The 14,786-nt window shown below is 55.2% G+C and carries 9 protein-coding genes; all 9 read right to left on the bottom strand.

The window, feature by feature from the left end; translation table 11 throughout:
- Positions 1-2: 2 nt before the first annotated feature.
- The 9 genes from IRJ17_RS11245 to IRJ17_RS11205 all read right to left on the bottom strand — a co-directional run bounded on the left by IRJ17_RS11245 (position 3) and on the right by IRJ17_RS11205 (position 14,721).
- A complete protein-coding gene (locus IRJ17_RS11245) occupies positions 3-1,013 on the bottom strand; it encodes an N-acetylglucosamine kinase (RefSeq protein WP_242774694.1) in 1,011 nt (336 codons plus the stop codon).
- Entirely contained in the window at positions 1,013-2,521 is a 1,509-nt protein-coding gene (argH, locus tag IRJ17_RS11240) for an argininosuccinate lyase (RefSeq protein WP_242774691.1), read from the bottom strand. The genes IRJ17_RS11245 and argH overlap by 1 nt, the downstream gene beginning before the upstream one ends.
- A 220-nt stretch (positions 2,522-2,741) precedes the next feature.
- Positions 2,742-5,273, bottom strand: coding sequence for an NEW3 domain-containing protein (locus IRJ17_RS11235; RefSeq protein ID WP_122965963.1), 2,532 nt, complete (start codon positions 5,271-5,273; stop codon positions 2,742-2,744).
- Positions 5,274-5,407: 134 nt separating this feature from the next.
- A complete protein-coding gene (locus tag IRJ17_RS11230; RefSeq protein WP_173598151.1) occupies positions 5,408-7,945 on the bottom strand; it encodes an NEW3 domain-containing protein in 2,538 nt (845 codons plus the stop codon).
- Between the two features lie 91 nt (positions 7,946-8,036).
- A complete protein-coding gene (locus IRJ17_RS11225) occupies positions 8,037-9,764 on the bottom strand; it encodes an ABC transporter permease (RefSeq protein WP_063227864.1) in 1,728 nt (575 codons plus the stop codon).
- Positions 9,765-9,778: 14 nt separating this feature from the next.
- A complete protein-coding gene (locus IRJ17_RS11220; RefSeq protein WP_122965965.1) occupies positions 9,779-10,855 on the bottom strand; it encodes an ABC transporter ATP-binding protein in 1,077 nt (358 codons plus the stop codon).
- Between the two features lie 107 nt (positions 10,856-10,962).
- A complete protein-coding gene (locus tag IRJ17_RS11215; RefSeq protein WP_122965966.1) occupies positions 10,963-12,093 on the bottom strand; it encodes an extracellular solute-binding protein in 1,131 nt (376 codons plus the stop codon).
- Positions 12,094-12,115: 22 nt separating this feature from the next.
- A complete protein-coding gene (locus IRJ17_RS11210) occupies positions 12,116-13,294 on the bottom strand; it encodes an ROK family protein (protein ID WP_122965967.1) in 1,179 nt (392 codons plus the stop codon).
- A gap of 266 nt (positions 13,295-13,560) precedes the next feature.
- Positions 13,561-14,721 carry a cytochrome P450 gene (locus tag IRJ17_RS11205; RefSeq protein WP_122965999.1) on the bottom strand — a complete coding sequence of 387 codons (1,161 nt, stop codon included), beginning with the start codon at positions 14,719-14,721 and terminating at the stop codon, positions 13,561-13,563.
- Positions 14,722-14,786 lie beyond the last annotated feature (65 nt).

The following is a 14,786-nucleotide window of genomic DNA, read 5'->3' as shown; positions in this document are numbered from 1 at the left end:
CCTCACTTGCCGCCTGACTGCCGCTCCAAATACGCCAGTCCTTTTGCTATGACACCGTAGATCGGGTCGTTTTGCGCCTTCTCGATGACCACCTGGGCAGCATACTGCTGGACACGCTCGACGACGATTGTTCGCACCCGATCGTCGTTTTGCAAGACGCCGCCCTGCATGATCATTTGAAACGGTTTTTCCTTCATATCCAGAGCGTCGATCACGGCACGAACGGCCGCAAACAGCTCTTCTCCGGCAACTTGCAAAATCCGGGTCGCTACCTGATCGCCCGCCAGTGCGGCTTGGCTGACCAGCGGAGACAGCTCCCCAACTTTTTCCACGGAATAAAAGTCGCTGTACGTCCAGTTGAACAGTTCATCGACACGCTCCAGTCCGGCATGCGGAAGCAGCAAATCTTGCAAAAGCGTCGGCTCGCCGCGACCGTCTGCCGCCCGCAGGACAGCCATGATCGCCTGCTTGCCGATCCAGTATCCGCTCCCCTCGTCACCGACCCGATGGCCCCAGCCTCCAGAACGCGCTGTTTCTTGCGCGTCGTTTACTCCGAAGGCGATGGAGCCAGTTCCGGCGATGACGAGAATGCCCGGCTTGCCGCCCGTCGCTCCGAGCAAGGCGGCAAACCCGTCGTTTTCCACGATCAAATGCTGGACGCGGATGCCAAGCTGATACAGCACCTTGCTCACCATCCGCGAGATCACCCGCCGATCATGCTCTGTATCCAGACCTGCAATCCCGATCACGGCGCATTCGATTTCCCATTCCAGCTCGCCCGCTGCCTGTTCCAGGCCAAGCTCTTTCCCTGCTCCACGGCTGACCGCATCGGCCATCGCTTGCCGAATGGCTGCGATCAATTCGCGGGCGGCCGCTTCCTCGCCGATTCCTTGATAGTTGCAAGAGCCGGAACGGCCTTGGCCGACTTCTCTTGCGGCTCGGTCCACGAGCACCGCCAAGCATTTGGTGCCCCCTCCGTCCACTGCCAGAAGAGGTATCCGCACCACTGCCATTACCCCACGCTCCATTCAGCTATCATCTGATCCAGCCTGTTCATGCCATCTGCAATGGCTTGTTGTTTCTTTGCGACCCACGCACTTTCCTGCCCGAGAACAGCCCGGCGCTCGGTGATCATCCGGTTGATTTCTTGCGGATTCGGTCCGCCTGGCAGCTTGCGAATCATGACAAAATGCACAGGATCAAGCGCCAAGCGCAGCTCTTCTTCCGTGATCGACAATTCGCGGCCGATCACTTCGACTGCGGCGCGATTGACCAGCTCCAGGCTGATCTGGTTAGCCGCCAGCTCGGCGCTCATCGCTTCTTTTACGACCCGACTTACGATGTGGTGCGATTTGCGGAACGAGAGGCGATCCGTGCGCACCAGCGTATCGGCAAGCTCTGTTACCGTAGCGAAGCTCGCTTTTGCCCGCTCCAGCAAGACGTCCTTGTTGACATCCATCGTCCCGACGACGCAAGCCATCAGGCGGTACATCTGCTCCAGCACAGCCATGCTCTTCCAAGCGTAAGGCTGCATGTCATCTTCTGTATCGACAATATCACCAAACGGCGTATTGTGCATCATCGTCAAAACAGTCGTGGCATTTCCAGCGCTGCTGGACAAAAGCGAGCGCATGTGTTCGAACGATACCGGATTGCGCTTTTGCGGCATGATCGAGCTGATCTGAACGTAGGGACTGGCGACTTTCAGGGCGCCAAATTCCTGCGTGCACCACAACAGCATATCTTGTACCGTGCGCCCCAAATCGATCGCTGCCAGTTGTACGGCAGTCGCTACCTCGCCCAAATAGTCGGCACCGCAGACGGCGTCGTATGAATTTTCCACCAGTTCGTCAAATCCGAGCAATTCGCGCATCCGCTCCCGGCTGATGCCAAAACCGGATGTAGTCAGAGCTGCTGCTCCCATCGGGGAACGGTTGCACGTCTGATACGCTTGGATGAGTCGCTTGATGTCGCGGCTCAAAAGATCAGTTGCTGCCATCATGTAATGGGCCATCGTCGTTGGCTGCGCCTGCTGGGTATGCGTATAGCCGATCATGACTGTCTCGGCGTGCTCTTGCGCAAAGAGGAGCAATTGCTCTTTCAGATAGAGGGCAGATGCGATCGTCACCAGCAATTTTTCGCGCAGCACCATGCGATAGATGGTGATTCCCATGTCATTGCGGCTGCGTGCCAAGTGCAAATTGCCTGCAACATCTGGCGCCAATTCCAGCAAACGGCTCTCTACCTGAAAGAACAAATCTTCAAACTGCCCGGTGTAAGTAGCGCGGCGCAGCTCTTCCATCTCGATCCCGCAAAGGGCGCGGGCAATCTCTTTGGCTTCGCCGTCCGTAATCAATTCCTGTTCGCGCAGCATGATCAAATGCGCTTTGTTGATTGCCATCATCGGCTTTAGCAGGTGGTGCTTCGCCTCATTAAATGCCGGCTCCAGCACAGCCTCTACGTATGTCTTTCCCGGGAAACTGGCTCCCTCCTGCGAAAATATGCGTTCCCTGTAGTCCATCCTACTCGCATCTCCTTTTTACGCCGAATCGTCAGCTACACATGTTTCAGCGATGGTTTCGTGATTGTTTGCTTCGTTTGTTTTCGTCCAGGCGTTGGCAGAGTCAAAATAACTCCCGGGACAAAGGAGGCGACCCAAACGAACAAAGATCGCCTCGCTTCGCTCCCAGGCAAAACGTGAGCCGTCGCGTCGGGCAAGCCCTGCGCCCTGTCCGGCTTTTCTACTGCTTCAAGCTGACCATGTTGACAAACATTCTGATCGCGCCAGGCACGAGCGCCGGAATTTCCCGGTACCAGACCAGCGAGCTGTACGTGTACGTTCCTTTGCCATACTTGGCGGAGAGGAATGTACCTGTGAACTCTTTTTCACCCGGATCGCCATTGGAAATCAGTGTGGTATACTCTTTGCCCCACTCTGCCGGATTGTAGGCGGAGCGGTCCTGAATCCAGTTGTTCCAGTCTTCCTCGGTAATTTTGTTCGGTGCGTTGAACAGAGGGTGATCCGGTGCGAGCATGGTCACTTTCGAATCTTCATCGGTGACGCGCCATTGGATCAGCGGCGTGCCGATTTTGATCGGATAAGGAGCCAGCTCGCTCTTCCAGTTATCCTCCGGTTTGTGGTATTGCACGACGAGATTGCCGCCGTTCTCCACGTATTTCAGCAGACGGGCATTGCTTTGGGTAAGCTCTGGCCGGAAACCGTAGGCGCGAATGCCGAGAACAATCGTGTCGTACTGGCCGAGATCGCCCGACTCGATGTCTTTTGCCGTCAGGTTGGTCACATTGACGCCAAGCTGGGTCAAATATTGATCGATGTTGTCAAAGCCGCTGGACACGTAGCCCACCTTCAAACCTTCCGGCACCTTCAGGTCAAACGCCTGGACAGCAAGACTTGCAGGCTGCACGAAATACGTTGTGCCGATGTGCGGATAGCGAATGACTTGCGCGCCATGGCGGCTTTCTTTTCCGTCACCGGACGCCACTGCCGTAATCGTGTACGGTGCAGGCTTGACGGAAGCCGACGCTTTCACCGTAAAGGCTACCGACTTCGTTTCTCCCTTGGCGGCAAAAGCAAGCGGCGCTGCTTTCGGCTCCACCGACCAGCCTTCCGGCACCTGCAAGGACACGTTTGTCTTCGCTGCACCCGGATTGTAGTTTTTCACAGTGACTTTGACAGGGATCGGTTCTTGCGACTTCAACGTGTTCAACACCGTTGCGCTTGGAGCAAGCGACATCGAGAACGCCGGAAGCACCGCAACAGCATCTGCCGGCGTGACATGGCTGGTTGCTTTTGATCCGGCAAAACTGTAGCTGACGTCAGCCGTGATCGCCGGAGCAGCATACGGTTGGAACAGACTTGCATCAGACGGAACCGTTACTTCAAAAGTAGTCTTGACTGTCTGATTGTAGGACAGGGAAGAGAAGCTCGTCGTGGACAGGGCTTTGGCCTGCCAGCCTTTCGGAACGTTCAGCGCCAGATTCACGCCGCTCACCTTGGCTTGACCGCCGTTGTACGCGCTCACCGTGACCTTCGTGGTTTGGCCTGCGACCAGCTCGTTTGTTTCCGGTTTGACTTTTGTCACCAGAGACAGTGCCTCCGCGCTGGCTTTGTTCAACTGCGCTTGCTTCACATCCAGGCGATGGAGCAAATCGGTTTTGCTTGCTTCGGGAAGCGAAGACGATTGGACGTCTTTTTGCGCTTTCTGCACGTCAGCGAGCATCTCGTGCGCTTCCTTGGCTACAGCGGCAAAGCTCGGATAGGCGGCAACCACTTCTTCCGCATCCTTTTGCAGCTTCTTCAATTCGCTTGCTACTTTTTCGCCGCCAGACTGGCTTGCCGTTTCTTTGGCCAGGTCGTCAAAAGTGAAGGCGATGCCTTCAAAAAAGTCAGCTTCCTTGGCTTTCGTCTGGACGATCGACTGATCGAGCTTGTAGTAGCCAAAGCTCGGCCCTTCGTCATAGTGGCGGCCCATCCCTTGGCTTTTGTGCATGAAGCGGGATTCTTCTCCCAGTTGCACATACGAAGCGCCGTAAATCTCGTCATACGCTCCGACAGGAACACTGACGGAGTAATCTTTTTCCTGGGCAGGCAAATACAGCTTTTTCACCTGCCACGGGGACAGCCCTTCTTTCAACTGCTCGGGGAAAACGTTTGGATCAGCGGCATCCTTGAATGCCCGGACAGTAATGACATTAATAGCGCGATGATGGCCGTGAGTCGAAGGTTCGTTCAAAAATGCGGGAATCACTACATCCGGTCTGATTGTGCGGATTTTGCGGATCAGCCTTTCGTAGGCTATATCCTCGCCCCACTTCTGCAAAGTTTCGTCCGGACTTTTGGAAAAGCCGAAGTCGAAAATGGGGTCATCAATCTTCTGGCTGAGATTCTCCAGATGGATGTTCGTGATCTTGGAAGCCTCCTGCAATTCGCGGGTACGGATAATGCCCAGCGCGTTGCCCAGCTCGCTGCCAATCTCGTTTTGTCCTCCCTCGCCGCGATTGGCAATGACGCTGGACGTGTCTACCCCTCTGCCGAGCGACAAATAGGCGAGCATGGAACTGTGCTCGTCATCCGGATGGGCTCCGGTATTCATCGCGCTGGCAATCGTCGTGAGCGGCTTGATCGCTTTCCACAAATCGACGACTCCCCGATCGGCGTGCGCCGTTTGTGGCGCCAACGGGATGACCAGAGTCGTGGCAAGCGCGGCCGCGGCCGCAATGGTGTAAAGCTTGGCAAGTTTCCCCTTCCTCAATGAACTCTCCTCCATTCGCTTTTACGATTGATGTCTATATCAATCATGGCGCTATGTATGCGAGTGTTTCGTTGCTGCTGCCATGGATCGACCCACGTTAGATCAGAGCTTTTTCAAGTGAATGGTCTTGATCGTTACTGTTTCTGGCTGATCATGTTGACAAACAGGCGGAAGGCCCCGGGCACAAGCTGCGGAATCTCGCGGAACCAGGCGAGCGAGCTGTACGTGTACGTCCCTTTGCCATAACGGGCCGTCAGAAAAATTCCGCGAAACTCCGGCTCCCCCGGATCACTGGTGGCAATCAGCTCGGTATATTCGCTGCCCCAGCGTGAAGGGTTGTAGATCGAGCGCTCCTGCACCCAACCGTCCCAGTCTGCCTGGGTGATCGGGTTAGGCTCGGAAAACATCGGATGCTCGGGTGCGAGCATGCGCACGTCTGACTGCTCATTCGTGACGCGCCAGTCAATCAGCGACTCGCCGATGAAGATCGGGTACGGCGCGAGCTGCGGCTTCCACTTGTCCTCCGGTTTGTGGTACTGAACGACGAGATTGCCGCCGTTTTCCACGTATTGCAGCAGACGCTGGTTGCACTCGATCAGCTCTCTGCGGAATCCGTATGCGCGGATGCCGAGCACGATCGTATCGTAGCGGGACAAATCGCCTGACTGGATCTCGTCTGCGTCGAGGTTGAGGCAATGCACGCCTACCGCGCGCAAATATTTGTCCAGGCTGTCAAAGCCGCTGGCGACGTAGCCGATTCGCCGATTTTCGGGAATCGCCAAATCGAATGCCTGAACGGTGAGCTTGGCAGGGCGGATGAAATACGTCCGTCCGACGTGCGGATACTCGATCACCTGCACATCCTGGCCGCTCTCGGCCACTCCATCGGCGCGGGTTACTTGCGCCTTGACCTCGTACTTCCCGTTTTCCACCTGCGGCCCTGTATGCACCGTGAAGGCAATCGTTCTCGTCTCTCCGCGAAAAGCAAACGGCACATCGATAAACGCAGGTTCCGCCGTCCAGCCTTCGGGCACAGCGAGGGACACTCTTGCTGTCGTGCTGCCCGGCCGATATTGCTTCACTGTTACTTTTACCGGGATGGGCTGCTCTGTATGCAGCGTGTTCCGCACAACGGCAGAAGGCGTCAAAGTCAATGAATAAGGCGGCAGCACAGCGACGCTGTCATCCGGCACTACCCGGATGGTGCTTGCTATATCAAAGGCGAAGTACAATGCCTCGACTTCCAAAATCGGCGGCCGGTACGGGTGAAAAAAGGCAGCTTCGGCCGGGACGGACACTTCGTATACGGTGCAAACGGTCTGGTTGTAAGGAAGCCGCGGAAAAGTGGTCGGCGTAAGCGGCTTGGCTGTCCAGCCGGGCGGAACTCGCAGGCGCAGCTGCACATGTTCGACTTCGATTGCTCCGCCATTGTAGGCCGTCACCGTGACTGTCGTCGTCTGCCCGGGAACCCACTCGCCCGTCTCCGGCTTGATTTTGACCACAAGCGACAGCGCTTCGGCACTGGCGCGGTTGAGCTGCGCTTCCTTGATCCCCAGACGGAACAGCAAATCGGTCTTCGTCTCCTCGTCGAGCGAAGAGCCGGGCACCGCCAACTGAACGGCATGCAGCAACGCCTTCATCCGGTGGACGCGGCTTGCCACCTCCGCAAAGCGCGGATACGCCGACAGCACTTCATTCGCCGCATCGTGCATCGTATCGAGGATGCGAGCCAGCTCGGATTCTCCTTTTTGGGCGACGCTTCGGGCCAGATCGGCAAACGTGAACGGCAATCCGGCAAAAAAGTCTCTCTCTTTTTCCGCCGCCGGAACGACGGACGCATCGAGACGATAGTAATTGTAGGTCGGGCCTTCATCGTAGTGGACACCCATCCCTTGGGTCTTGTGCATGAATCTCGATCGCTCACCAAGCTGGACATAGGAGGAGCCGTAGTTTTGATCGTACTCCCCGACAGGAACAGCCACATGATAGTCTTCGTTGTCCATGACGGGCACATACAGCTTTTTCATCTGCCAGGGCAACAAGCCCTCCTGAATGTGAGCAGGAAACGTCTCAGGGTCTGCCGCACCGTGAAAAGCTCGCTGTGTCAGCAACGTAATCGCCCGATGGTGTCCGTGCGTAGTCGGCTCATTTTCAAAGCAGGCGATGACGACATCCGGGCGAAGCTCCCTGATTTTGCGGACAAGTCGCTCGTAGACGACTTCCTCGCCCCATTTGCGAAATGTTTCCTCCGCGCATTTGGAGAAGCCGAAGTCGTTGATCGGATCGTCCAGCTCTTCACTCAGGATGCCAAGCGTCACATTGCCGAGCGCAGACGCCTCTTCCAGCTCCCGCGTGCGAATGATGCCGAGCGCAATCCCTTGCTCGCAGCCGATTTCATTTTGGCCGCCCTCTCCCCTTGTCGCGATTACGCTGGACGTGTAAACGCCCCGTCCCATCGCCAAGTAGGCGAGCATCGCGCTATGTTCATCGTCGGGATGCGCTCCCGTATTCATCGCGCTGGCGATCGTCGCCAGTGGCTTGATCGCTTTCCACAAATCCAACAGCCCGTGTTCCCCCTGCATCGTCCGCGCAGAGGCGGGGATAGGTGGGCAGGGCAGCCTGGTCGGCTGCACCACCGAAGCACTTTTGTCTATCGATTCACTGCTTTCCACGTGAAGCTCCTCCTTTTGCCAATTCCCGTATGCTGCCGCAGGGCTTGCGCAAAAGCCGTTTTCCGAAGCGATCTAACCGATTGGTCGTCTGCTAGATGGCCGTTCCGGCTTTGTCCTTGGTCAGTTTGCTAGAGATGAACAACACGAGGATGATGACCACGATTTGCAAGACGCCATAGGCGCAAGCAGTTCCAAATTCAAAGCTGTACATGCGCTGGAATACCGCGACAGACAGCGGAGTCGTTCGCGGGGTAAAAATCAGGATGGAAGCGACGAACTCCCCGATACACTGTACAAACGCCAGCAACGTTCCAGCGAGAATCCCGCCAAGCGCCATCGGGAACACCACTCTCCTGAAGCTGTACCACCACGATGCGCCCAGATTGCGCGCGGCTTCCTCCACGGACGGGTCCATTTGCAGCAAGGTTGCCGATGTGGAACGGAAGACGAGCGGAAGGTGGCGCACAAAATACGCGAGCGGGATAATCCAGAATGTTCCGATCAGCACTTGCCCGAAGCTGAACGCCGTCGGCTCGCTGAACGCGGCAATCAGGTTAACCGCCACAACCGTACCAGGCAATGCCCAAGGCAGCATGATCAGCACGTCCAGAAGCGTTTTCCCGCGGAATTTGAGACGCACCATCGCATAGGCCGCCGCTACCCCGAACAGGACAATTCCGACAGAAGCAATCGCCGACAACTGCAAACTGTTCAAAATCGGACGCCATGTTTTGCTGTCCGTAAATAAGTCCATGTAATGATCCAAAGTGTATTGCGGAGGCAATATTTGCACCGTCCAGGTCCCATCCACCGAAAACGAGATGAGCACCAGCACGAGAATAGGCAGCATTAGAATGACCGTGCCGATAAACGACAGCACAATCGTTGTGTAACGGCCTGCTTTGCTCTTGATTTCCGTCCGGTGTACGCTCACGCCTTTGCTCAAGTTCTGATAATTGCGGGCGCCTTGATACCAGCGCATGATCAACAGAAACGCGATCGATACAATGGACAAAATCGTCGACTGCGCCGCCGCCATGTCGAGATCGCCATTCGTGCGGGACAAGTAAATTTGCATCGTCATCGTCCGGTCGATACCGAAGATGAGCGGTGCTGTGTACGACGCCATGGAAATCATGAAAACGAGCAGTGAGGAAGCGACCATCGCTGGCGTAAGCATCGGCAAAATGATGCGCCGCCAGACGGTAAAGCGGTTTGCCCCGAGGCTTGCTGCCGCTTCTTCCAAAGAAGGATCAAGCCCTTTGATCGCGGCTGTCGCCGTCATGAAAAAGTAGGTGTACATCGTAAACGTATGGACGACCACGACGCCCCAGATGCCTTTCAATGAAAACGGCACTTGGGCCAAGCCGAGCAACTCCTTGATCGCCCGCGGAAAAATTCCGCTCTCGCCGTACAGGAACGTAAACGACAGAACGCCGATCAACGGAGGCAAAGCCATCGGCACCAGAGCCAGTACAGAAAGAATTTTGCGGCCCGGAAACTCGTACCGTTCCAACAAAAAGGCCATCGCCACCCCGACGATGCCGCAGGTGATGACACTCAGTACAGAAATATAGACGCTGGTCCACAGCGCTTCCAGATTGGCCGTATGCTCCAGGCTGAAAAAGCGCGTGTAGTTTTTCCACGTAATTTGCTCATCGACGCTGATACTGGCGACGAACGTCTGGAATAACGGATAAATGACATAAGCCAACAAAATCAAAAAGAGTGGCGATACCAGCACATAGACGAAGGCGGGTGAAGCCGTGATGGACTTTCGTCTGGCCGATGTCGGCGCTTGCTGCAATTCTGCTCTCAAAAGCTTTTTCCCCCTTATCCGGCGAAATAGATGCTCTCCTTCGGTATGTGCAGTCCGATGGCGTCGCCGCGTTGCTTGATTGGACGGCCGAGGTTGATGGACATGCTGCGCAAGTTTTCCTGACCTACTTCCGTCACGTAGTTCACGCATGCGCCAGTGAACTCGGACATGACGACCTTGCCTGTGACGATATTCGTTCCTGCTCCTTCGCTCTGCTCCTGGACGGATTCAGGACGGATGGACATGGTCACCTGCTCGCCGACTGCCAGCTTGGCGCGAGGCGACGCATTTTTGGCAAAACCGCTGAGCACTTGTCCCGAGGAGATGCGCACTTGCACTTCATCCCGGTCGATGCCGACCACAGTCCCTTCCCACAAATTCGTCTCCCCGATAAACGAAGCGACGAAACGGTTCACCGGACGATGGTAAATCTCGTGCGGAGTACCGATCTGCTGCACTTCTCCGCCCTGCATGACCATGATTCTGTCCGACATGGACATCGCTTCAGCCTGGTCATGCGTCACGTATATCGTCGTAATCCCCAACTCCAGCTGAAGCCGTTTGATTTCAAAACGCGTCTCTTCTCTCAGCTTGGCGTCCAGATTGGACAGCGGCTCATCCAACAGCAGAATCTGCGGCTCGATGACCAGCGCCCGTGCCAGCGCCACCCGTTGCTGTTGCCCACCGGAAAGCTGGTCGATGCGCCGCTCGCCATAGCCTTCCAGTCGAACCAGCTTCATGATCCGCTCCACGCGCTCTTTCGTTTCTGCCTTGTTCACAGAACGCACCTGCAAGCCGAACGCGATATTTTCAAAAACGGTCATGTGCGGGAAAAGCGCATAGTTTTGGAACACCATGCCTGTATTGCGCTTGTGGGGCGGAACGGAGGTAACCTCCTGGGAACCGAAGCGGATTTGCCCTGCTGTCGGGTAATAAAAGCCGGCAATCATCCGCAAGGTAGTCGTTTTGCCGCAACCACTCGGACCGAGAAACGTAAAAAATTCACCTGATTCGATGTGAATGTGGACGTCTTCTACCCCTTTTGCATTGCCAAACTTTTTGTGGACGTGATCAAGTGTTACGCTGCTCATCAGGTTTTGTTTCCTCCTTCATGGCCATTCCTGGCTGCTTGGCCTAAGACGTTGGCATAAGCGACTAGACGGAAAGGAACGCTCCTTCCCGTCTAGTCTGTTGCGAGTTACTTCTTGCCTTTGCCCTTGATGTTTTCATCCCAGTGCTGCATCCATTCTTTCTCTTTGGCAGCCATGACAGCCCAGTCGAGTTCGAGTGGTTTCAGCTCCAGGTTTTTCATGAAGTCTGGCAATTCATCCTTGCTGATATCCGTGCGGGCCGGGAACTGGAAGCGCTCCTTCGCCAATTGGGAAGCAATCTCAGGACTCATCAAAAATTCCATAAAGTTTTTCGCTGCATCGAGGTTTTTCGCGCCTTTGACGAGAGCGATACCGTCTACGAGGATCGGCGCTCCGCTCTTTGGATAGATGAAGTCGTACGGATGGTTGTTCTTTTTGCTTTGGAGCAGAACATCTTGCAGGTTCCACAAGGAAATGACGCCCTCTTGACGGTCAAGCTTCAGGTAGAGGTTGGTCGGGTCTTGCGTGTACTCTTTCGTGTTGGCATCCAGCTTTGTCAGCCATTCGTAGCCTTTTTCCGGCGTATCTGCACCTTGGCGGAAAATCATCGCGGAGTAGATCGTCCGCATCGTGCCGGATGGCAAAACGTTGCGGATGACGATTTTGTCCTTGAATTTCGGATCGAGCAGCTCATCCCAGTCTTGCGGAGCTTCTTCCGGCTTGAGCGCCTGCGAGTTGTACATGATGACCTCTGGCAAAAGCATCTCGCCGTACCAGCGATCTTCCTTGTCTTTGTACAGGTCAGGAATCTTGTCGGCAAAAGTCGGCTTGTACGGCTCCAGCAATCCTTCGTCGGCCGCTGTGCTCAGAGCAGACTGTGTGCCGCCCCACCAGAAGTCAGCTTGCGGGTTCGCTTTTTCCGCGCGTACGCGCTCCAAAATTTGCTGAGCGCCCATTTCGAGCGTTTCCACTTCAATATTCGGATACTTTTCCTTGAACTTTGGCAGCACGATCTCAAAGATGTTTTTATCCCGTCCGGTGTAAATAACCAGCTTTTGCGGTTCACCGGATGGAGCCGGAGTTTGCGCAGCTGGCTGCGAGCCCGTTTGGCCGCCTGCGCCGTTGTCGGCAGGCTTTGCTTCCTGTCCTCCACCTGAGCACGCGGCCACAGTCAGAGCCAAGGAGCTGGCGAATACGCCTTTCATCCATGATTTCAGCTTGTGATTGACCTTTTTCAAAACTGACTCCCCCTCTTTTTTCTCACTCTTTGTCAAGCAGTCGTGTGAACGGAAACGCTTCCAATACACTGTGGACGGCACCAATCAAACCTGCTCGCTCCCCCAGAGCAGCCTTTTCGAGACAAGGCACCTCTGGCACCCACTCGGTCAGCCAATCGTGAATTTGCTTCACCCCTTCATCATCGACGTGGACCATCTCTCCGCTCAAAATCAGGATTTCCGGGTTCAAAATGCTGATGATATTCGCCATGCCGTAAGCCCAATGCCGATACACTTCCTGCAAAAGCGCTTTCGCTTCGCTGTTTTGTTTGGCACAAAGCATGAGCTGTTCTATGACACTCGACCCTTCCTGAAGGTCAGAGAGAAATCCCTTTGCCTGCTGCGCGATTCCCGGTATGGAAAAATTCGTCTCAAACACTCCGGACGCGCCATTCGGGCGGTTATGTACCGGACCGATCATCATGAAGCCGATCTCGCCTGCTGCTTCCCGACTCCCCCGGTAAAACTGTCCATCCAGGATGATCCCCGCACCAATGCCCGTTCCCACATACATGTAGACGACGTTGGAATGGCCAGTGCCTGCTCCGCGAACGTATTCGCCCAAAGTCATCATGTTTACATCGTTGTCGATGATGACGGGCAGCCCCAGTCGCGACTCGATGGTTTGCAATATCGGCGACCCCATCCAGCCCGTACTCGGCGAAAAGCTGACCGTACCGCTTCCCCGCTGCGTGACCCCTTGCAATCCCACTCCCATGCCAAGCAGTCGCTCGCGCGGAATCCCGCTCTCGGCAAGCAAGCGATCCAAACCTGCTGCCAAATCCTCGATGACGGTCTCCCCGTTCGCCGGCTGCGCCAGTCGCTTGCGATGACGGGCGAGAAACTCCCCCTTCATATCCGCAATCGCCATGTCCAGTATCGACCCTTCGAAGATCGCTCCAGCAATCGCATAAGCCTGGTAATTGTATTCCAAAAGAATCGGCTTGCGGCCGCCTTTGGAATCCCCCATGCCGACCTCTTGCAGCAATCCTTCCTGAATCATTTCATCGACCAAAGCGGAGACGCACGGACGGCTGAGCAGTGTCTGCTTGGAAATATCGGCGCGGGAAATCTGACCGTGTTGGATGACCTGTTGCAAAACTTCTTCCTTGTTCAGTTTCTTTACGAGTTTACTGTTGCCTGTTTTTCTGGGAGCTCGCACGCCTTTACAATCACCACCACAGCAGTTAGTTAACTTTACTAACAAAGATAACCAAATTATACCTACGCCCATTCAAATAGTCAAACAATTTACATTTGTTCCTCAGATATTTTCTGGATTTTTTACTTTATATCTCCTTTTGTACATGTAACTTCAATTTCAGTGAACAAAAAGCACAAAAAAGACACCTCTGCTCTGGAGGTGTCTGCTCTTGCCCCGTTTTCTTGGCTGCCGTCCGCAAGCAAAATCGGTTTGTCTCCCACGTCTCAACGGGTTTGAAACGTCACGGGAAAACTCTCCACGCCAAAAACAATCGGACTCGGAATCGGAGTCAGCGCTGTTTTTGGCGATGCGATCTCGTGCAGCGAAGACAAAATCCTGTCCAAGGCAATCTGCCCTTCCAGCCGGGCGAGAGGCGCTCCCAGGCAAAAGTGAATGCCGAAGCCAAAGCTGAGATGGGCATTCGGCTTGCGGTCAGGCAAAAACAAATCCGGCTGCTCGAACTTGCTCTCGTCGCGATTGCCCGATACGACCCAGGAGACGACCTGCTGGCCCGCTGCGATCTTTTGTCCGCCGATTTCCACATCTTCCACTGCGCGGCGGCCGACCACAACGAACGGAGGATAGTAGCGCAGCGTCTCCTCGATCGTCGATTTGACCAGCTCCCTGTCTTGGCGCACTCGCTCCTGGATGTCCGGCTGCTCGGTCATGACGCGAATCGTGTTCGTGATCAGATTGGTCGTAGATTCGTTGCCTGCGACCAGCAGCAAAATACAGAAGCGCAATACTTCCTCTTCGTTCAGCCGCTCTCCGTCGATTTCGGCAGCGAGCAAGGCGGAGATGAGATCATCTTTTGGATCAGCCCGCCGCTCGGCCAATATCGCCCGAAAGTAGTGGAACAGCTCTGCTTCCGCTTTTTCCTTGTCCTTGTGCATCTGGATAAGAGCCTCGTCTGTATCGGCTTCCGCTCCTTTGACCATCGTATCGGACCAATCCTTGAACAATCTGCGGTCTTTTGGCGGAACGCCGAGCAGCTCGGCAATGACAATTACAGGCAGCGGATAAGCAAAATCGCGCACCAAATCCATTTCCCGCTTGTCCTTGACCATGTCGAGAAGCTCCGTGACGATCGAGTCAATGCGCGGGGTCAAATCGGAAATCGCTTTGGGCGTAAACGCCTTGTTCACGAGATTGCGCATCTGGGTATGCTTCGGCTGATCCATCGTTAGCACCGTTTCTTTTTTCGCATCCGCGATCCTTTTGGAGGAAAACGTCGTGTGATCCTTCAAAATTCGCTGAATGTCGTCGTAGCGAAACACATCCCACGTCTGGCGGTTTTCATCGTAGCGGACAGGAGTTTCTGCGCGCAGGCGGCGAAAAATCGGGAACGGATGAAGCCGATCCTCTTCGCGCACCAGCTCCTTCATGTAAATGCTGTTGGCATAGCGCACAGGCGCTTGATCCTTGTTCGTAACAATCAGCTCCTTGCTGT

The organism is Brevibacillus parabrevis (genome assembly GCF_022701015.1).
Lineage (GTDB): Bacteria > Bacillota > Bacilli > Brevibacillales > Brevibacillaceae > Brevibacillus > Brevibacillus parabrevis.
Note: the sequence above shows the minus strand (reverse complement) of the source record. Positions and strands in the feature narration are given on the sequence as shown.

Coding starts and splice junctions, on each gene's coding strand:
- IRJ17_RS11245 (WP_242774694.1), bottom strand. CDS start 1,013: ATGGCAGTGGTGCGGATACCTCTTCTGGCAGTGGACGGAGGGGGCACC.
- argH (WP_242774691.1), bottom strand. CDS start 2,521: ATGGACTACAGGGAACGCATATTTTCGCAGGAGGGAGCCAGTTTCCCG.
- IRJ17_RS11220 (WP_122965965.1), bottom strand. CDS start 10,855: ATGAGCAGCGTAACACTTGATCACGTCCACAAAAAGTTTGGCAATGCA.
- IRJ17_RS11205 (WP_122965999.1), bottom strand. CDS start 14,721: ATGAAGGAGCTGGTGCGCGAAGAGGATCGGCTTCATCCGTTCCCGATT.